The sequence below is a fragment of the Gordonia sp. B8661-1 genome, assembly GCF_059427765.1.
Map to the genome: position 1 here is coordinate 1 of NZ_JCAHRL010000018.1, position 18900 is coordinate 18900.

Annotated in this window: 18 protein-coding genes and 2 pseudogenes; 7 read left to right on the forward strand and 13 right to left on the reverse strand. The window is 62.1% G+C overall.

Annotated features, from left to right (window positions below; all coding sequences use genetic code 11):
- Positions 1-380: hypothetical protein (locus AC4JJG_RS20805; RefSeq protein ID WP_495405831.1), on the reverse strand; the 380-nt coding region annotated here is incomplete at its 3' end.
- A 147-nt stretch (positions 381-527) separates the two neighbouring features.
- Between AC4JJG_RS20805 and AC4JJG_RS20810 the strand changes: the two genes are divergently transcribed.
- Positions 528-1223, forward strand: coding sequence for a helicase associated domain-containing protein (locus tag AC4JJG_RS20810; RefSeq protein ID WP_058253286.1), 696 nt, complete (start codon positions 528-530; stop codon positions 1221-1223).
- Positions 1224-1245: 22 nt separating this feature from the next.
- Here AC4JJG_RS20810 and AC4JJG_RS20815 read toward each other — a convergent pair whose 3' ends face one another.
- Complete coding sequence (locus AC4JJG_RS20815; RefSeq protein WP_495405832.1) at positions 1246-1857, reverse strand: LppU/SCO3897 family protein; 612 nt, start codon at positions 1855-1857, stop codon at positions 1246-1248.
- A 378-nt stretch (positions 1858-2235) separates the two neighbouring features.
- Here AC4JJG_RS20815 and AC4JJG_RS20820 point away from each other — a divergent pair, with 378 nt between their 5' ends.
- Together AC4JJG_RS20820 and AC4JJG_RS20825 are read left to right on the forward strand one after the other, a co-directional pair.
- A complete protein-coding gene (locus AC4JJG_RS20820; RefSeq protein WP_058253266.1) occupies positions 2236-2766 on the forward strand; it encodes a M15 family metallopeptidase in 531 nt (176 codons plus the stop codon).
- A 211-nt stretch (positions 2767-2977) separates the two neighbouring features.
- On the forward strand, positions 2978-3247 hold the full coding sequence (locus AC4JJG_RS20825; protein ID WP_058253267.1) for a hypothetical protein: 270 nt from the start codon (positions 2978-2980) through the stop codon (positions 3245-3247).
- Positions 3248-3338: 91 nt separating this feature from the next.
- On the opposite strand, the gene AC4JJG_RS20830 is transcribed toward AC4JJG_RS20825, so the two are convergent.
- From AC4JJG_RS20830 to AC4JJG_RS20840, 3 genes are all read right to left on the reverse strand, one after another.
- A complete protein-coding gene (locus AC4JJG_RS20830; protein WP_058253268.1) occupies positions 3339-3533 on the reverse strand; it encodes a hypothetical protein in 195 nt (64 codons plus the stop codon).
- A 195-nt stretch (positions 3534-3728) separates the two neighbouring features.
- Positions 3729-7088 (reverse strand): type ISP restriction/modification enzyme, encoded by a 3360-nt coding sequence (locus AC4JJG_RS20835; protein WP_175404363.1) that lies wholly within the window; start codon positions 7086-7088, stop codon positions 3729-3731.
- 119 nt (positions 7089-7207) lie between these two features.
- On the reverse strand, positions 7208-7846 hold the full coding sequence (locus tag AC4JJG_RS20840; protein WP_166501780.1) for an Abi family protein: 639 nt from the start codon (positions 7844-7846) through the stop codon (positions 7208-7210).
- 221 nt (positions 7847-8067) lie between these two features.
- Here AC4JJG_RS20840 and AC4JJG_RS20845 point away from each other — a divergent pair, with 221 nt between their 5' ends.
- From AC4JJG_RS20845 to AC4JJG_RS20860, 4 genes are all read left to right on the forward strand, one after another.
- Positions 8068-8568, forward strand: coding sequence for a hypothetical protein (locus tag AC4JJG_RS20845; protein ID WP_058253271.1), 501 nt, complete (start codon positions 8068-8070; stop codon positions 8566-8568).
- 79 nt (positions 8569-8647) lie between these two features.
- Positions 8648-9145 carry a DUF4365 domain-containing protein gene (locus AC4JJG_RS20850; protein ID WP_058253272.1) on the forward strand — a complete coding sequence of 166 codons (498 nt, stop codon included), beginning with the start codon at positions 8648-8650 and terminating at the stop codon, positions 9143-9145.
- Positions 9142-10272, forward strand: coding sequence for a hypothetical protein (locus AC4JJG_RS20855; RefSeq protein ID WP_139114239.1), 1131 nt, complete (start codon positions 9142-9144; stop codon positions 10270-10272). The genes AC4JJG_RS20850 and AC4JJG_RS20855 overlap by 4 nt, the downstream gene beginning before the upstream one ends.
- Positions 10253-10534, forward strand: coding sequence for an SDR family oxidoreductase (locus AC4JJG_RS20860; RefSeq protein WP_058253274.1), 282 nt, complete (start codon positions 10253-10255; stop codon positions 10532-10534). Before AC4JJG_RS20855 ends, AC4JJG_RS20860 begins: the two co-directional genes overlap by 20 nt.
- A 368-nt stretch (positions 10535-10902) precedes the next feature.
- On the opposite strand, the gene AC4JJG_RS20865 is transcribed toward AC4JJG_RS20860, so the two are convergent.
- The 8 genes and pseudogenes from AC4JJG_RS20865 to AC4JJG_RS20900 all read right to left on the reverse strand — a co-directional run.
- Entirely contained in the window at positions 10903-12147 is a 1245-nt protein-coding gene (locus AC4JJG_RS20865; protein WP_058253275.1) for a hypothetical protein, read from the reverse strand.
- A gap of 42 nt (positions 12148-12189) precedes the next feature.
- A complete protein-coding gene (locus AC4JJG_RS20870) occupies positions 12190-12423 on the reverse strand; it encodes a DUF2188 domain-containing protein (RefSeq protein WP_231742581.1) in 234 nt (77 codons plus the stop codon).
- Positions 12424-12575: 152 nt separating this feature from the next.
- Positions 12576-12944: pseudogene (locus AC4JJG_RS20875) on the reverse strand (arabinosyltransferase C-terminal domain-containing protein); the annotation flags it as partial.
- Between the two features lie 176 nt (positions 12945-13120).
- Positions 13121-13621: a hypothetical protein gene (locus AC4JJG_RS20880; protein ID WP_231742582.1), complete on the reverse strand. Its 501-nt coding sequence runs from the start codon at positions 13619-13621 to the stop codon at positions 13121-13123.
- Between the two features lie 272 nt (positions 13622-13893).
- Positions 13894-14454, reverse strand: a complete 561-nt coding sequence (locus AC4JJG_RS20885) for a hypothetical protein (RefSeq protein ID WP_175404364.1) — start codon at positions 14452-14454, stop codon at positions 13894-13896.
- A 205-nt stretch (positions 14455-14659) separates the two neighbouring features.
- Positions 14660-15793, reverse strand: coding sequence for a hypothetical protein (locus AC4JJG_RS20890; protein WP_258325136.1), 1134 nt, complete (start codon positions 15791-15793; stop codon positions 14660-14662).
- A gap of 14 nt (positions 15794-15807) precedes the next feature.
- Entirely contained in the window at positions 15808-17706 is a 1899-nt protein-coding gene (locus AC4JJG_RS20895; protein WP_182374532.1) for an AAA family ATPase, read from the reverse strand.
- Positions 17707-18528: 822 nt separating this feature from the next.
- Positions 18529-18900, reverse strand: a pseudogene (locus tag AC4JJG_RS20900) (hypothetical protein); the annotation flags it as partial.

Consider the following 18900-nt stretch of genomic DNA (forward strand, 5'->3'; position numbering starts at 1 on the left):
GCGAACTGGCGGGCAGCGTTGAGTACCTGGGGGCCGACGTCGGCGAGCTCGCCGTCGCGCAGCAGCAGCGCCGGCGCCCGGTCGTCGAGGACCGGGTTGAGGCCCTGGAACCAGGCTTGGGCGACGGCGGGGGTGTCGCGTTCGGTGATCAGGCGGGCGGCGCGGTAGGCGATGCGGAGCCGTTCGACGTCGTCGGGGTTGGCGATGGTGCGGGTGCCCTCGGCCCACTGCCGCACCGCCCGGGTTTCGCTCACCCGACCCAGGTAGGCCACGAGTTTCGCGCCGAGCAGATCGCGCAACGCGGCCACGAGTTCGGGCTGCGACATACGTGCCGCTTCGGCGTAGGCGGCCAGGTCCGGCCGGGGATGCGCTGCTGTCATAGTGATCACCTCTCGGTCCCAGTATAGATCCCACGGTGTGTGACAGCTAGACACCAGAAGTAATACTCGCCTCGACCCGTTGGTGGTCGTGGTGAGACTTCGGGTGGGTGGTCGACCGTCCGCCGGCGACAGGCACACTGGGTGACCGTGACCAGCCGATTCGATGAGGGTATCGCCCATCTACATCGGTACGTCGCCATGCACGGCACCAGCAACCCGCGCCAGCGGGACGTCATCGACGGCTTCCCGATAGGCCGGTGGGTCAACACCCGCCGCACCGACTATCGCCGCGGCGTCTTGGCCGCAGAGCGAATCGCGCAACTCGAGTCCGAATTCCCCGACTGGCAGTGGAAGACCAACGCCCGGACGTCCTTCACCGCCGGCCTGAACCATCTGCGCCGCTACGTCGCCCTCCACGGCACCAGCAACGCCCGCCGCCATGACGTCATCGACGGATTCCCGATCGGTACCTGGGTCGCCAGCCGCCGCGCCGAATTCCGGTCCGGACAAATGCCACCAGGACACGTCCGCCAGATCGAAGCCGAGTTCCCCGACTGGCAGTGGACCCTGCGGGCCCGACCACCGTTCCACGTCGGCCTGGACCACCTGCACCGCTACGCCGCAGCACACGGCACTAGCTCGCCACCCCGCGATGCAACGATCGACGGATTCCCGATCGGCGCCTGGGTGGCCAAACGCCGCACCGAGTACAGACGACACCGACTCTCGCCCGACCGGATCACCCAGATCGAAGCCGAGTTCCCCGACTGGCAGTGGAACCGCCGATCCTCGCGCCGGCCGCCCGTGCCTCACGATCACGGCGCAGAGAGTTCTGCGACTTAGTACTAGCCGTGCGGCGGTTGGTCTAAGGCTCGAAGTACGTCAAGCAGTATCCAGCCGGTGTCGGCTTCGCGGCGAAGTACTCGACCTGTCCCTCTGTGCATTCCGGAGCCGCGGCCACCTTGGTCTCGACCTTGAAGTAGTTCGTACCGCCCGGAACCAGCGTCACCCGCGAACAGTCGACCTCGTTCACCTTGGCTAACGGGTTTGGCACATCCGTTGGCGGTTCGGAGTAGCAGAGCCCCTGCTGGTACACCTGGGCGAGGCACAGTACTTCCTCGATGCGTGGGCGGGCGCCGGCGTACGGGCGTTCCTCGTACCAGAACGCGGCGTAGTCGATGCCACAACCGTTTCGGGTCTGCACCCGTTCCGCGACTGCATAATGAAACCCTCGGTAGCTGCAGTCGACCGTCTCGACCTCGAGCTCCCCGGCGAGTTCGCCTACCGTCAGACAGTCACCCACCCTCACCTCGGTGGTGTCGGCGACGTTGTTTTCGAAGTCGCTGGGGTCCTCGAGGGCCACGCTCACCGCGATCATCAAGGCGAGCACCGTCGCGAACCCGAGGAGCCCGGCTAACAGCCATAATCCCTTGCGGCTCTTCTTCGGTGGCCGACCACCGGGATGCGGCGGGTACACACCGCCCGGATAGGGTGCAGGCGCTCCGTACGGGACTCCCCGTCCCGGAAAGCCGGCGTTTGGCGGATCCTGCCCGGGCTGTCCGGGCGGGCCCTGGAACCCGTAACCGGGATGGCCAGGACCAGGTGGTGGCATGGTCACGCGCGTAGCCTAACCCGCCGCACGACACCGCTCGCCAGGGAATCCACAGGGCGAAAACGGACGTCTTCCCTGACTCTTCGACTCGCCGGTCGACGGATAGTCGGCGGTCGCAGACCTTGAGGTGGACAGTTACGGGTACTGTCTGCGATAGGTTCTCTGCTGCAGATCCCTGCTGGTTGCCGTCGGCGCGGGTCTGCTGAGAATCGCACGTTCACAATCGAATCGAAAGGTTGACTGATGCCGTCCAGTCACTCTCGCTCCACGCTGCCCATTCGCAGCCTCCGCACCCATCTCCTGGTCGCCGGTTCGGCGCTTGTCGTTGGGTGCGGATCCATTCTCGGCGCCGGCGATGCCGCTGCCGGGACCTCCCAAAATGGGTACCCGCTCATCACTCAGGCCCAAACCACCCAATGGGCCGTTAACGGGGTCAATTTCTGGACCGCCCCCGGTAAGCCCACCGAACTGCTCCGCGAGTTCGTCACCTGGTTCGACGCCAACGTCGAGCCGATCACTCTCGGCAACGGTGACGACTGGTCATGGGCCGAACCGACACTCGTCCCGCCGACCAATACGGCCTACTCCAACCACGGCAGCGGCACCGCCGTGGACCTCAACCTCGAAATCCACGGCGGTCAGGGCTTCTCGGGCACCTTCACCCCCGAGCAAACCGGAAAGATCCGCGCCAAGCTAGCCAGCATGGGCGGCCAAATCGTCTGGGGCGGAGAATGGTCCAGCCTCCCTGACGATCCGCACTTCGAGGTCAGTTAGCTACTCCAACCCGGACTCTGCTGTGCGGGCGTCGACTCTCGCGTCAGACAGGGGCTCGGCGCCCGCACGAACGTTGCGGTTTCCGGTGACAGGCAACGGCGGTGCTTCGTCCTCGACCAGCCTGCGTCCTGTTCCAAAGGCTGGCTCACTGAGCCCTGCAATCAGTCAATCACGTTGTGTAGCAATCAAAGATCGTCAGAAGGAGATCAGTATGACCATCACCAACAAGGTGCGCGCCGTCGTTCTTGCCGGGGTCGTCACCGCCGGAATCAGCGCATCCGCACTCGTCGGCGGTCTCACCGCGGCACCCGCGCAGGCGACCACCCACACCTACAGCGGTGTCGTGGAATGCACCGCGTGGCGCAACACAATCCTCACGCAGAACCCCAACCTGGGCGCAACAGCCTGCGCCCAGGGCTTCAAAGGCTGGCAGTTCGACACTTACCAGGCTCCGGCGAAACAGCCGCAGCTCACCTGGTGATCCACACCCGAACGTGTACTGCCCCCCGCGAACTGCATCGGTTGGCGGGGCGCAGTCGTACGGCGTTGCAGTTCCAACCAGTGCTTGAGCCCTACTGAGATGCGTTGAAGTCAATGCGTCGGCCGACGCAATGTTCATAGTCGGCCATCGCCGCTTTCAGCTCGTGAAACAGGGGATACAACCGCTCGAACTCGTCTTCATCGTTCAGGGCTTCGCGCACCTGCCGGTCCAGCTCTTTCACCCGGAGGTACGCCTGATCTCGGCGGGTCCGCGTGAAGTGGTCCATGTACTGGCGCTCAACCGCCTCACAGAGGGAAGTCTGGCCACTCTGCTGAACTGCCGGTTTTCAGATTCAAGCTTCTCGGCGTGCTCTAGAGCGCCTAGAGGAGGGGCATCTCACCCCGCGCGATCTAGCGGCCCTCGGTTTGAGGACGCGCCGTCTCAATAGGCTGGGCCTCACCACCGGCGCGGTCGCTTTCTATCAGGAGAACGCGAATCCTAACTGCCCCTCGTCCCCTTCGTCGACGCCTGGGCGTGCTCTTGAGTAGTCCGGCTTGCGTTGGGGGTCCTTGTCTCCGACGGGCCATGCCGCTCCAGCCGACGCGAGCATGTCGCGAGACACCAACGGGGCGGCCATGATCTCGTCCAGCAACTCCAACTGCGCTTCCTCTAGATCAACCAGGCGGGTGAGAACCGACAGTAGGTCGAGAAGCTCGCTGGTCCACTCTGGTGGCCATGACGACACGTGCAGATCGTCCAGCGGGCTCGTCTTTTTCCCGCCCGGCTCGGCCTTGCGGTAGCCGAACCACGACCGGAGGACGTTCTTTCCGCCTACGGTGTACTCCCACACTTCGGGAACGACCGGTCCGAAGGCGCCGCCTCCGAGCCGCACCTCGCCCGTCATCTCGTCGAACGTCATCTCAGTCGGCATCTCGGCGACAGCGACCAGGTTTGTCACTCGACGAGCATCCTCGATCGAAAGGCGCACGTCGTTGGCCGGCCGCCCGAAAGACGGCTCTGCGAACACTGCGCCATAGGTGTGCAACCACACCACCGTCATTCCGAGCGTGACAGCCCGCTCGAACAGATCCGGCCTGCTTGTCACAGGGACACGGATGCCGGGCGTGGTCAGCTCGTCTTCGAACCGCTCGGTGAACCCAGAATGGGAGACTGTGGCCGCAACATAGGCGACCATGTCTTCGGACGTGACTGGCCGCCCGACCAGAGTGGACATTGCGCCTAAAAGCCCGACGGCGACGTTCGGCCGCCCGCCAGGATGAAGTAACGGCAGTGCTCGGCCACCTCGATTGTTGAAGTGGTGCTTATCCGGGATCAGGCTGGTGAAAACTACCCCTGGACCGTCACTAATTCCTTCCGCATGCTGCTCCACCGTAAATACCTGGCCGGGGATTCTGGCACTCCATAACGGTGTCCGCGCGCGATCAATTAAGCGAGCATCCGCAAGAATCTCCTGGCGATCGAACGAGCGGAAACCGACTTTTACCAGCTTGGCGACCCGTGAATGGGTGGGCTTCTCGTTTGAGATCGCGTGCTCAGTGCGTTTTTCGGTGTCTAATCCGGGCAGTGGCGATCGCCCGGTATCAACGTGGGACGTCGATGTCGTCTTAAACAGCGACTCTTGAGCAACCGCATCAGCGGATAGGAGCACAGAGAGTCGCTCGCGGAGGAGGGCGGAGGAGGGTCCATAGATCCAACTTCGGCCAGGGGTTACTCCGGGTGATGACCAAGGGAACAGATCGTTGAGCGCAGGAAACTCGTCCCAGTCGGTATCCGCAGCAGGTGTAAATGGGGCTTGCCAAGTTGTGCGTGTCTGACGCCAAGCATCTCCTTCCAGGCCTAGTGCCGAAAGGCTGAGGTACTTTTCCTTTTTGCGGCCGTGTAGTGCGGTGTAGTGGACCGTGGCGGGAACGCCGAAGTCGCAGTCTGCACGACGGGTGAAGATCGCGATCGCGAGTGGTTGCTGCACGCCAGGAAAGACGCGTGTCGGAACCTCTGGCTGCATGCCCTCGGGGGATACGTCAATGATCCAGCCCTCGCTGGTGGTGCGGCGCAGATACTCGCGCATGCCTCTAAAGCCCGGTCCGCGGAGATAGGCAGAAGTGGTGATGTAGCAGACCACCCCGACATCGCCGTTAGGCTGATCAGCGTTTGCGTCAAAGACCTTCCAGGTCGCCCATCGCCAAAAGTAGATGGCGAGGTTCTTTAGTACGTACTCGGTCCGCCCATTGCCCTCGGCCCGGAAGTCGTCCAAGGGGCGATAAGTTCCGCCCTTTTTAGACTTCTCACTCTCGCTGCCATTCTCAATCCAGCCGCCGCGTCCCTGCGCCCGATCGTCGTACGGCGGGTTGCCGATTATGACGGTGACCTTGGACTTGGCCTTGATCTTCGCTGCTCGAGACCGGGAGCGGCTGATCAGCTCAAGCCCGGAACCGAGCTGGGTCTGCTCGGCGTTGGGATCATCGAGAGTGTCGGTGACGTACAGCCCCAACCCGGAGGGAGGAAGGCTGGCTCCGAGGTCTGTCAATAGGTCGGTGGCTCGAAGTTCGGCAACGGCAAACGGTCCGGTCTGGAGTTCAAAACCCACTAGTCGCTCGGCGAGTTGACTCACAGCCCCTGCCACCGCCCCGCTCCCGTCTCGGGCGGTGACTCGTTCTGCCACGTGCTCGATAATTGTGTGCAGGAACGTGCCCGTACCCATCGCAGGGTCAGCTATGACCACGTCAGGATCGGCGAAACCCGCAGACCTGCCGAGGCGCGTCTCCAAGACTTCTTCAGTGAGGCGGACCATTTGCTCGACCACCTCCCGGGGGGTGTAGTACGAACCGGATTTCTGCCGAAGTTGCGGGTCGTAGACGTCGAGGAAAGTTTCGTATAGGTGGAGGTAGGTGTCGCGGCGGCCGGCGCGGACCTTCGGCCATTGCACAGCGTCGATCACCCTCACCAGCAGGTCGATGGTGACCTTGAAGTCCTCTGCGACGTAGTCGGTCAATAACTGAAGCGCACGGGCCATGAGGGAGTGCTGCCCGGAGAGCTTCGTGCCCACTGCGTGCAAGCCGCCGGCATCGGCGAGCGTGATGCCTTCGGTACGGGCGAGGAGAAGGGCGAACGTGACGGTTTGTGCGTAACCGTCGGCAAACGTTTCATCGCTCGCCGTGGGAAACAGTAAGTGGCGCCAGTCTCGGGCGAGTCCGTGAAAGGGCTGGTCCTCGCGTCTAGCTCCAGCTTTAATTTTGCGATTCTCGGCTTCGAGCTGATCCAGTACCTCACCGCGCAGTAGTCGGGTCAGTGGCGCGATCGCTCGAACGAGCGCAATGACACTAGTAATGGGCGCCGGCTTCCACCGCAAGAAGTTGGTCAGGACATGCTCGAATTCGGCCGGCGCGGTGAGTTTGCCCCCGGCTGATCGAAGTGGGCCGCCGGAGAGGTGGACTGGATTCCCGACAGGTTCGCTGTCGCGGTACAACCGCCACTCTGTGCCGTTCGTGTAGATCAGATTTGGCAGATCCTTCTGCCGAGTCCACTGCCGGAGGTTGTGTCCTCGCATGGACTCCGGGTCCAGGTTGGCGCCCGGTTTCTTGACTTCGACGTATCCGGTAATCGCACCCCCAACACTGATGGCGTAGTCGGGACGCACTCCACGGTCGTCGTCGCGGACCTCGTCATGGGGGACGACGTCTAGCTTCAGTTGAGTGCCTGCTGCGGCCAGGAGCTGCTCAATCGGTGCTCGAATGGCAGCTTCCGCCTCACCAGGGCCTGCGAGCTTCGCCTTGCAACGATCGCCAAACGTCGCCACGGCGTCGGCGAGCCATGAAGCTGGCACTGTTTTCTCTTTCGTAGGCGTTGAGGGCACTGCTGATTGTCCGTCACTTCTCGGGAGCCATCTCCTGGACGCACCGATCAGTTGCTTTTCAAGTGGCGAGTTGATGTGAAGACGGACTGCTACGGGCGGGCGCTGCGCACGCTGGCAACTCGAGATACGGAACTGATCCAATCGGCGGCGTCTGGGTCGATCCACCGAGCGAGAATGTCTAGGTCAGAGTCGTAGCGGTCGAGTCGCTGGGCCTCGATTGCGGCGCTGGTGTCGACAAGAGGTTCCAGGTGGGCAATGCGATTACGGAGCTTGTGGATTCGCTCGACGGGCTTCGCGAAAGCTGCTCGATTGGTGCCATGCGGAAAGTGAGGCAGCCCGGCCGCGCACAGGTCGACCCACACGTTGGGCGCATGCCGACGAGAGAGAAGAAAGCGCCAGAAGCCGAAGCTCAGCTCGGCTACGACACCGCCAGCCGTCTCTGGGCGTCGCTTGCTTGCCAGGAGGTCTCGCGCATCCATTATCTGCTTGGTGGTCTTCGCGCTGAAGTTGTACCTGGGGTTGAGGTACCAGGGCTGGCCGCTGGATGAAGATCGGAGCGAGGCCGCGATACGGTTCCGCAGCAAGACCTCGGTGTGGCCGATGACCTCGAAGTATGCTGCGGACAGCCGAGAGTTCCAGGAGTAGAACGCCACAGGGTCAGGGTGGCCTGAATAGGTGGTCAGGCGGGCAGCCGAGAACCACCCTTCCAGGTGCTGAGGAGTGGTCACCACGCGATGACTCCCATTCTGTAAGTGGGTTTGCTAGCATCTAGACCGAAGACCCCGGATCGGTCCCTGCCACGGCACACCACCGGGGTTACTGCATTTTCGGAACCTTACTGGTGTGGGTGGGGGGGCGAGATTTTAGCCGTACTTCGTTCGGTACTCGCTGTCTTCCAGAAGCAACTGTCCGAGCTGAACGGCCTGTGGCCTAGTGCGAGACTGACTTCATGACCGATGACTCTTCGAAGAGCGTATTTTCGCGCGAGCTAGCAGAAGCTGTCGGATACGTCGTCTTGGAGGCCGCTGACGCCGAGGACTCGATCGCCGAGCTGGTGGTTCTACGTACCGGAATAGAAGCTTCCGACAAACGCTGGTGGCGCAGTGGCACCTCATTGGCAGAGGCGCTAGAGGCGATCGGCGACGACGAGTTGTGTCCAATCTCCGACGGACTGCGCGAACTGCTCCCTCATCGCAACCGTGTGGTGCACGGACTGTTCCTCGAAGGAAACGGGATGCGGCTGGCGATGCTTCGCAGCAAAGTTACGGAGCCCTCGTTCGAGGTGACCGCCAGTTGGTCTGACGATGCTCTAGCCGACCTTGCACATCGATTCCGGGTCCTTGACCGCATGGCGGACGACGCAATTAGCGACGCGATGGGATTGGAACGCAGCCCCGGTTCACCGTTGCCACCCCGAAAGGCCCCAGTCGTCTTGCCTGACCGTGTGTAGCGGATGCACGACACGACTCGGAGTACTCGTCTCACGGCGAATGCGCGCTATCGGCGCTTTCGCCCCTTAATCTCTTAGGATGGCTGAAGCCGCCTCCCTCCCGCTCACAGATCAGATCGGTCGGTTCGGCGTCTTCTACGTTCGCTCGCTCCTAGCTCAGGCCGGCGTAGCTCACAGCGAGACCTCCGGAGGCGAGGATCACCTCGCTGTGGACGTCTTCGTAAACTTTCCGTCCGGCGCCTGCGTCGTTCAGGTCAAGGCCGGCACTAAGGCCCGCAACAAAGATGGGAGCATCACCGTTCCGGTCAACGAGGACTGGAAGACGAAGTGGGCCGCCAATGCGCTTCCCGTATATCTGGTGTACGTCCACCTGGAGAAAGCGCCGCCGCCCGACTGGATCGGCCACGAAAACCTCCAGACAGTGGTTCACGCCAAGGCGTTGTGGGCGCAGGTCAACCATGTGAGTGGGAAGAGTGTCGGACTCCCACGGCACAATCAGCTCACCGCGGACACGTTTGCCCTGTGGGCTGAGGCGTTCGATGACCCGGTGGCATGGGGAAGGGCGGCGATCGCATGACTACGACGCTCCACGATCTCACCGCCTCCTACCTGTCCTCGACGGGGTGGCTGCCCCCTGAACAGGTCGGCGACAGAGGCGGACTGTGGCTCGACCCTTCCTCGCAGTTCCTGCTGCCCGTCCCTAATGACCTGTCCCGAGAAAGCGTCGACTGGAACATGGTCGTCGAACGCATTGCCCAGGTCCGAGTCGTCCCCGTTGAGGAGGTTGTCCGCGAGATCGAGCGCCAGTCGACCGACGTGGTCGAGCTGAGAGCGGCCAACGACATCGCCATTCGCGGGAGCATCTCGTACCTGGCCGGATCTGTACTTGTGCAGTCGGGCTGGACGATGCTGCGCTCGACCGCAACTACCTCACTTGGGCAGCGTGCACGGATCCGCAACTACAGCAAGGTCGGCGACGAGCTCGTCGCGTCGGCGCGGATGGGACATACCCGTGAGGGCTCGTACATCATCCCCATACTCCTGCCGATTGCCGCGCCGGTCACTGAGCAGACCGCTGAAGAAGCGTTCCAAGGAATGGAGATCAGCGAACCGCCGGAACCGGCCCAGCGCCGCGTGATGCGCACGTTTGCAGAGGCCTTAGTCACCATTGATGCAGTCGTGATCCAGCCGGAACGGGAGCCGCGCGGGAGCATCGACGCCGAGCTAGTTCGCTCTGGGGTGAGCAGTCAGTTCGCCAGCGCGCTGCACCGAATCCTGGTTCAGGAATCTGTCGCAGAGTTCAGCGCCGAGTTCGATTGGGCGCCGGGCGGTGGGCCTGCGCCCAAGGTGGCCAACAGCATCAGCATCCCGGCCGCGGCCAGCGAGCGGGTTGGCAAAGTCGCCCAGCGGCTCAAGGCGCACGCCGTCCCGCGAGTAGAGCAGCAGTTCGTCGGACCGATTCTCGGCGTGCAGCGCGACCACGATGCCGACACCGGATCGGTGACTGTCGAAGTTATCCGCAACCACAAGCCCGCAACCGTCACTGTCAACGTATCCGCAGGCACCCTCGACGATGCCTGGGGGTGGGCTCGCGACCGCAGAACCGTCGTGGTCAACAGTAAGGTCCGCCTCACCCACAGCGGGCTGCAAGCCGTAACCAATGACGCCGTCACCCCGCTGATGGTTGACGTCGATCGCTCGTAGGATCAATACCGTCTCCCCCGGAGCGGTCCGCACCTTCGTCTATCAGGACCCCAACGGACCCGTCGCTCAACGTGCCGCCGCCACAAAGACGGGTCTCTCCGATATCGCCGCAGAGGTAGCCGCGCAGCAGAACATCGCGACCGGCCGAATGGCTGAGCCGCGCGAGATAGCCGCCGTGATCGTATTCCTCCTATCGGAAGTGGCCGGCAACATCACCGGCTCCGACTACGTCATCGACGGCGGCACAATCAAGACCACCTGAGCCGAACCGAACGCGAGCCTGCTTGCTGGCCAGCACGAGACCACCTCGAACATGCTCGGCCTGGGAACGTCGGCCCGCTCCGCCGCCCCAACCAGCTCCCGCTGATCCGCCGACTCAGTCCGCCTGAATGACAGTCGATGGTGGGAGTCACGACGCCGTTCTAAGGGCAGCCGGGTTGCTGCGCGTGAGTGTGAGCGCGCCCGACCATTCGACAAGGGCGGACCAGACCAGACGCCGAAATCACCGCCAGGAGAGCCATTTTCGTCGGTAACCTGACATAATATCTGTTACCGGCGCTCGAAACCGATTGCGGTAGAGTGCAAGTCGTCCTTTGGATGACATAACTGCGTCGAAGGCCCGAGTTCAGATTAGGCGGCAAGACGTGTCCGCAGGCGATCGATGTCCTCCTGCGGTAAAGCTGCCCAGGTGAGTCGTATCGCGACCGTCAGAAACCCCTCGACTGCATGGTGGTACTGCGCAACGAGGACCTTCTCGGTGTCGTCGCCAGTGTCGGCGTGCTTGAGCTTCTGAAGTCCGCGGCGGGCTGTGACGATAGCGATAGCGACGGCCTCATGAAGTGCGGTGTGGCCGTCAGGCTTGAGGTCGGCCCCGCCGTGAACGAAACACAGAGCCTGCCCCTTCTTGGTGGGTCTTTGCTTCCCCGACTGAGGATCGGTGTACCACTCGTTCTCGAGGCCGGTCTGATCGAGCCACCGCAGCACCTCGTCGTCCTCGAACGCCGATCGCAGCAGCCAGTCAATCAGCTCGACCAGGGAATTGGCGGCCTGCGACACGCCATCGTCGGACACTTCCAAAGCAGTTCGGGCTCCGCGAAGCTTGCGTACGAGCCGTGTGTTGAGTTCGGCCAGCTGGGCCTGCAAGGTCCCTGATATCAGAGGGCGAACCTGCTCGAGGATCTCGTCGAGATCGGCCGGTTCGTCACCGCCGGCTGATCCGAACGCGCTAAGGAGTGACCAGTCGAAGTCGGATGCAACAAGATCCTCCAAGAAACTGTCCAGTTGCACCACGAAGCGAAGTGCCGAGGCGACTAGGCCGCCGGGAAGATCCCGAAGCGCAGCCATCTGGTCAGGACCGAGAACCTGGACGAGGTCGTCAAAAGCCGCCGCGTACGGGCGGATCATCCTGACGAGGCCGCGTAAACCGTGGGCGACGACAGTGCTGTCCTCCCGGAGCGCCACACCGAGCCGGGCATAGCTCTTCGGTCCAACTAGCCGTTCGGCGAACCGTTTCCAGTGGCCGTCTCGAGTGAGTCTTTTTGCCCAGCGCGGTAGACCTTCCGCGGAGAGCTGTTCCAGCTTCGCAGGCATGTCATCAATCTGGTCCGCGAGGACTGACGGCATAGCCCCATCAAGAGGGGCAAAGAACGCGCGCACAGTATCGAGACGTTCGTCCAGAGGCCGCGAGTCCTCGGCAGTAAGTACGAAGGTTGTGCGTACTACTGCATCAACGAGATCAAGCACCCAATTGTCAATGCCAAGCAGGGCGCGTTTGCGCGGCGGAAGTTCCCTTAGCTCCGAGGCGATCCGGGATTGGGGCACGAACTGCGAGGTCTGTTCGCCGACGCCTGCGTCTCCACTCGTCATGCTCACCATGCCTCGTCCTGTTGCCGCCGTGCCTGTGCGTGCGAGCGCTGACTAGCCGCGCGACGACCGAGGATCGTTACCGGGCGCTACGGTGTCCTGCGCCCGGATCTGACCGTTGACGCCTCGCACTTGTAGCTCACCTCCACCGTCGTTCTTCAGGATCTGTCGAGCCCTATCGATGCCAGCATCCTGCGTCGGTGTCACCGCACTGGCGCGGTCAGAACCCGGTCGTTTGACTTCCCAGTTGCCGTCATCACGCTGCTGAACGATCCGCTTGTTGGTCATGGCCATTCCTTCCTGTAAGTACTGCCAGTATCTCGAATCTGCTGTTCATTTCCTTCAAGACACGCTGATCTTGGGGTCACAATCGGTGTCAGCTACTACATGTGGGGCCTGACCTCAGGGATGGTGGATCGAAGGGCCGTGACGAAGCTGAGCTACGACGAGGCGCGAGGTGGCCGGTCTGTGATGTGTGGGCTAAGAAGCAGACGTCCGTTCGTGGCAGCGCGCATGGGTCCCGGTGTCCAGTTCCCGTTCTGGGTGTCGGTGGTGATGGTCAGTTCGGCGTCGGTCTTCGGGAGTATCGGGGTCAGGCTCTGGAGCATGCCCCAGTCCTTGGCCCAGTCGTTGCGCAGGTACGACGGGTAGACGCGGGGGCGGAGTTCGTTCTCGATGATGCCGAGCGGGCCACCGAAGTCGCCGTCCATCCAGCGTTGGGAGTTGACCCGTTCGCCTTCGTGGTTCGGCGTGATCCGCCACTCGGGCGTCTCGAGCACTCCGCATTTCACCTGGGCGGGACGCTGACATAAGGTCTGGCCGACCACCGGGAAGCGGCGGGTACACACCTCGCGGATATGGCGCAGGCACCCCGTCGATCGTAGGCACTGCCACGGGCGGTGGAATAGCCAAGTGCTCGCGTAACGGTGCGTCATGGCCTGTTTCGGGGCGGTTTAGGCGGGACGACTCGACATGTTCAGCCGTTTCAGCGTGGTCGCGGTGTGGAGGGGGGCGGCGGGTTCTGGTCGCCTGGTTGTGGGATGGGGAACGTCAGCGACGGACTGGGCGGGTCGGGCGGGGCGAGCGTGTTCTGCGGATTGGCGCGCAGGGCGGAATCCGCGGCCGCTAATGGCGCGGATGTCCTATCGCGTGCCTGCTGCTCGGTGATGGGCTTGTGGCCATATACGGGCACGACGGTGTACCACTGTTCGGACTTGAGGAAGCGGGTCGCGAACAAGTACCACTGCCCGACCTTGAGTGGACTGTCTCCGTCGACGGAAATGTAGACGCCGTCTTTGGTGCCGCCCTGCTGGTTGACGGTCACGCTCTGGGGGACCTCACCTTTGAGCGAGGTGGCGGTGAGCACGCTGTACTGGGTCTCGGGAATCGGGCTCAGAGCTTTGGTGCCGGCGCCAGACTCCACACGCCCGGTGAAGACGTGGGTGGAGTTTGCCATGAGATTGCGCAGGTCGGTGGTGTCGGTCACTGAGTCAGCCTCAACGGTGGAAGTTGCGGTCGCGGGCTCGGTGGGCGGGATGCCTTGGTTGACCTCCGTCTGGCCGCACCCGGCGAGGCCGAGGACGGCCACCGCGGCAGCGAAAGAGATGGCTGCTCGACATGAGTGGTTGGCTGACATCAGAAGCCCCATTTGTTGTGGTAAAGGTCGCGAGTGAGACCTGTGGGTGTGTAACTGGTGCCTCGATCAACATCGTTGCGGGCCACTTGTCAGTGAGTCTTCAACAATCTCGACCGAGACACTCACGTGCGGTCTTTCCAGCGCCCGTTGGCTGATTGTCGGGTCATGCCGGTGGCCGCGCCGATGTCGGCCCACGAGCGACCCAGCCGGCGGGCCTTGGCCACCGCGGCGTCGAGTTGCGCGTCGGCGTCCCTGCGGGCATCCACGGCCGCCCGGATCTCGTCGTCGATGTCGATCGGTTCGAGATGCTCACGCCGCCACACTGCTTGGGCGGCCGCCGCGACCTCGGGCCGCACGTTGACGTCGAGGTCGGTGTCTGGGGCGAACACGTGGTGGCGGGCAAGGTCCTCGAGGGACGCTGAGGGCACCCGTGTCCACTGGACCGGATCGGTCCAGGTCGACACCTCGGAACTGGATCGGCTGGCGCAATCGCAGCTCAACACCCAGCCGACGATCTCGGCCGACGGCCTCCGGCGATCCTCGTCCGGGTGTCGGCCGGTCTCGACGATCTCGTAGTCCACGCCGTCAATCATGGTCGACCCGTGGCTCTCGGCCCCGTCCTCGAAGAACGCCACCAAACCCGCCTCGTGGAAGTGTGTGTCGCTCTCGTGCATCCAGCCCATGCAGATAGGGTAGACCCGTCATGTCAGGACAGCCAGACGCCTGAGTTACCCGACGTCAGGTTTACCTGACATAAGATAAATTATCGGCGCGAACTAGGACGAGTGAAAGTGATTGTGAGGCAGTATATTTACCGCTTCTTGAGTGGCTACCGTAGCCGCCACACCGCAAGCCAACAGCGGATCTGTTGTGGCCGTTATCGTTTCCTCAATCGCAATCCGATGAACTGTTGGTGATCCTCATGGCGCGGCCATCGCGCTCGGTGAACTCGTGTCGGTTGTCGAATGTCGGCAGCTGGCGTCGTTGGTGCGCGAACTCTGCTGCCACCGTCTGGCGAAGGGCCGCGGGAGCAGCCGCGATCGCGTGTTGCTCTACGTGGGAACGAAGGTGCTCAAACAGGTCCCATCCTCGCCGGTGCTCACGCTGACTCATCGGTGAGTCCGGGTATCGACGATCTAGGAACTCACTCAACGGCACAGGTAGTTGCTCACGCCCGAACCGACCCAGAGCGTCAATGTCGCGCCAGCGTTTGAGCAGGACAAAGATGTCGACGCCGCGTTCGGCTAGTCCATCGAGTCTGAGTAGGTCACGCCAGGTGAGAATTGCTGGCACGTGGACTTTGGTGATGTTGGGATTCTCGTTGTACTTGACTACCAGGCCGAATGCTCTGGTGTACACAGCGTTCTCGACCGCGATGTCGCCCGGGATTCCCGCGTCGGGAACAACCACGATCGGGACGAATCTGGTGCGGCCAGTGACCGCCGTACGCAGCCTGTTCCAGCCTCGGTTCATGAAGAGTTCGACGGTGCTGAGTAGCTGTCGGAACTTGGTTGTCGTGAACCGCTGCTCGATCTCGAGTTGCAGCGATTCGATCGTCGCCTCACCTTCCGCGAACGGTTGGGGCAAGTTACGCATGTTGGCGTCGATCAGAATGCAACCGTGCCCACGGAAGAGTGCGAAGTCGCAGATCTTCGGCAGCGTCGACTTTTTCGTTCGCCAGACTCGCTTCATCTCGGCTTCGTCAACAAGGACTGTCTCCCCCGATTCGTCGTAGGTACAGATGCGTTGGAGGACCTCGCCAACGCGTTCCTCGAAGATGTTCCGCATTGCCTCCGCGTAGTGGTCGGCCTTCTTCGAGTCGGTCGCACGCAACATGTGTTCGGTCTCGAGGTAGAGATGGTCTCCGAAGATGCGCTGGATCACGTACTGAAATCTGATAGGCAGCAGTGTGCCGTCGTCGATACGCACAAACGGGGTCTGTTGCAGCTTGTACCGAGTCCACAGCGACGCATTCTCGGATCGTTCCTGCGCCAGCTGTGCGCGCAGGTCTGCGAGCGACACCGTGCAATGGTCCATCAGGAAGTCGACGGCCGCTGGTGGAGCGGCGTATCGAGCGAAGAATTCAGGCTCAATACACGTGAACCCTTCGTGCTTCCAAAGGTTGTAGAACAACCACCCGAGTGACAGGAAGTCGTCTGCTCTGGAGTTGCATGCGACGACCCACCCTGGTCACTCAGCCACGCATTGAGCTCAGTAACTCGTGCTTCCCACTGCTGACGAGTAGGTCGTACCTCCCACTCTGACCTCGCGGACCTCAACACTTCTGACGCCTTTTCCAGGAGCTGCGCTGCACGAATGAACGACGCGGCGCGATCGGAGTGTTCCTCGACGTTCAGGAGCCCGGACGTAAGTCCGCGCAACGCTGTCGACTGTTTGTTCGCTCCGAGTTCAATCTCGGTCGCCAGTTCCTCCGCTGACGCGGATAGCCGGAGTCTGCTCTCAAGCGCCTCGAGTTCCTGGTATTCATCACTTGCCTTGAGCTGCTCGAGATGGCGCAGACGACCCCGCACCTCTTCCAGCTCGCCTCGAATGCGGTCGGCCTTCTCCAACTCGGCGAGCAACTGCCGCAGCTTGTTTCGCTCAGCCTTAAACTTCAGCTGGAGCGATTCATACTCCTCGTCCCACTCTGGTCGCCGAATCTGCGGCATATCATCGAGGATGGTCAGGAAGCTCTGCGGCTCTGATGCCAGCTCATAGATCTGCTTTTGACTGAACACGCGAACCGGCACCCGGTCGGACACACGCCCAGCCTGTGGCTGCCATTGGGATCCGTCCCAAAGCTCGATCTTCGATTGCGTTGGATCAGACCCGGCCCACGTCACCTTCAATGAGCGTCCGTCTCTGACGTACTCGACGGTGATTCGAGTCTCGCTGGTCCACCACCGATGATCCGACTCGACGACGGGATCAAATCTAACTAGATCACCGGCAATGCCTTTTGGCAATTCGCTTGTCCGGCCGAGCGCGAGCCGGAGGAGCTCGATGACAGTTGACTTGCCCACACCGCGGCCGCCGATGAGGCAATTCATCCACGGGCCGAACTGGTACGTTTCGGTGGCTCCTCCGTGGCTCACCTCGAGCGAACGGATATAGCCGTGGTCAACGTCGTTCGGATCGTCGTAGTCCTTGCGGCACCGCCGGATCGACTCGAGCGGATCTGTAAGCGCCAAGCGCAGACCCTCAAGGTCGAGGCGTTCTGCCTTGACGAGGGTGAGGTGCGTGCCGGGTGCCTTAGCAGAGTCCGGGTCTGAGTGAGACCCAGTGGTGAGATGGTGTGCGTCGGAACCTAGGAGCGGCACCCAGCCTGAGGCGTCGGCAGTGCTCAGCGCACTATCATCGATCACCTCAACGGCGTGAATGTGAGGACTTTCACGCAGGACGGCCAAGTCGCGTGGATCGATCCCGAAAACACCCTGCTTCTTGTCTGCATGAGCAGGTACGAACAGTCCACCTAGCTCGTTGACGATCTTCGCCGCAGTTGCAACCGTCACATCGGCCGTTTGGTCACTGCCTCCCCGGGTGCCCTTGTACTGGCACAACGTCAGCGTCTGGTTGACAACCTCGGCTGGGCTCTGGGGATCGAAGATCGCGAGAACGTGAGTCCCATTAGTCACCGTCACCTCGACACCCGGGAAGATGACGAACGGCCTGAGTCCTGGATTCTCGGCCTTAAGATCGGCCAGCGCATCACGCGCTTGCTCGATACCTTCATGAGTGTTGTGATCGGTGACGACGATGCCATCCACGCCGGCGTCGATATAGGCTTGAATCCACTCCTTGAAGGTTGGCTTCGGAGCGCTGCTCCTCACGTCGGCGATACCGCCGTAATCAAATGACGCCGGGGAGTGCGCATGAATGTCAAGACTCCACCAACGCGCCCCCACACCCACCACACCCACCCCTTGATCCGTCATAGCATCGGTTCCGGATTCGTCGGAAACTCCAGCCTGCGTTCGCCCATGCTGAATGTTGTCACGCTAGATGCACTTTCGTGAAACATCCTCGTGCGCATGTTTCGAATCCGTCGAATACCCCGTCCTCACCGTAGGCACCAGGGCCCTTCGGTGTGGCCAAGCGCCCAAGCCCAGGGAGGCCCCAATACTGTTACTCCAAATGCGAGCGGTACCGAAGTGGTGGAGGACAGAGATGTGAGATCCAGTTGGAATCTCGCAAGTCGCTAACAACACCTCTCGGCCATGTCCGGCACCTCTTACGTAATCATCGAACACTGCCGTGCAGCTGTCTATTTCATGGTCTCGTCGATGAAGGAATGCGGTCAGGCCTTCCACCGGCATCTCCACTAGTCACGAATGCGTGAGGAAACTGAACAACATCGAAGATAGACCGACGTATCGGAGTAGGTTTCAGAGTTCAACCGACCCCGTCGACGCATGGCGACTTGAGGAAGACAGCCATCACGCGGTGACGGTGTACAAGCCTGACGTCCACCACACGATCCCATACGGAATGGGGATTCGAGCTTCGGGATTCCGCGTCGGAACGCCGATTTGAGTGATCTGAAGTCTTTCCGACTCGTCAGTCCAGATAGACATCGCCGACATGTCCTGGCGGGGCTCCCTGATCGACCGCGTCGACTACGCCTACGTCGACGGAGCACGCGGCATCGTGCCCATCGGGAGCGGACATCAGGGACTCGTGGTGACTAAGTATCAAGCAGCCGGACAGCGTGTTGCCGTGATCTGGTGGGCAATCTTTCAGTTCTTGGTTACGGTGGCCTACTCTGCGGAAGCGATCCTGTGCATCTCGGCGCGGGCGATCAGTTTCAGGCGTGCCCTGCCGAGAGCGTGTCCGGCGTCCAGTTCGGCGTTGTTGATCCGTTGCCAGCCGTCCAGCCCGATTGGTTGTGTTCCGCGGCCGTCGAGCAGCGAGACGAGGTCCTCGCGGTAACCCTCGCGCGGTGTGTGAATTGGCCTGGCCTGGAAGTCGTCGATCACCGCCCTTGCTACCTCCCGCGCGTCGAGTTTGTTCATGCCTATCCCGCCGGTCGACCCTCGTCGTATCCAACCGGTCACGTAGATGCCAGGGGCTGGTGCACGAGTAGGTGACATCTGATCTGGCTTGCCCTGCCGGGCGGCCTGGAAGGATGC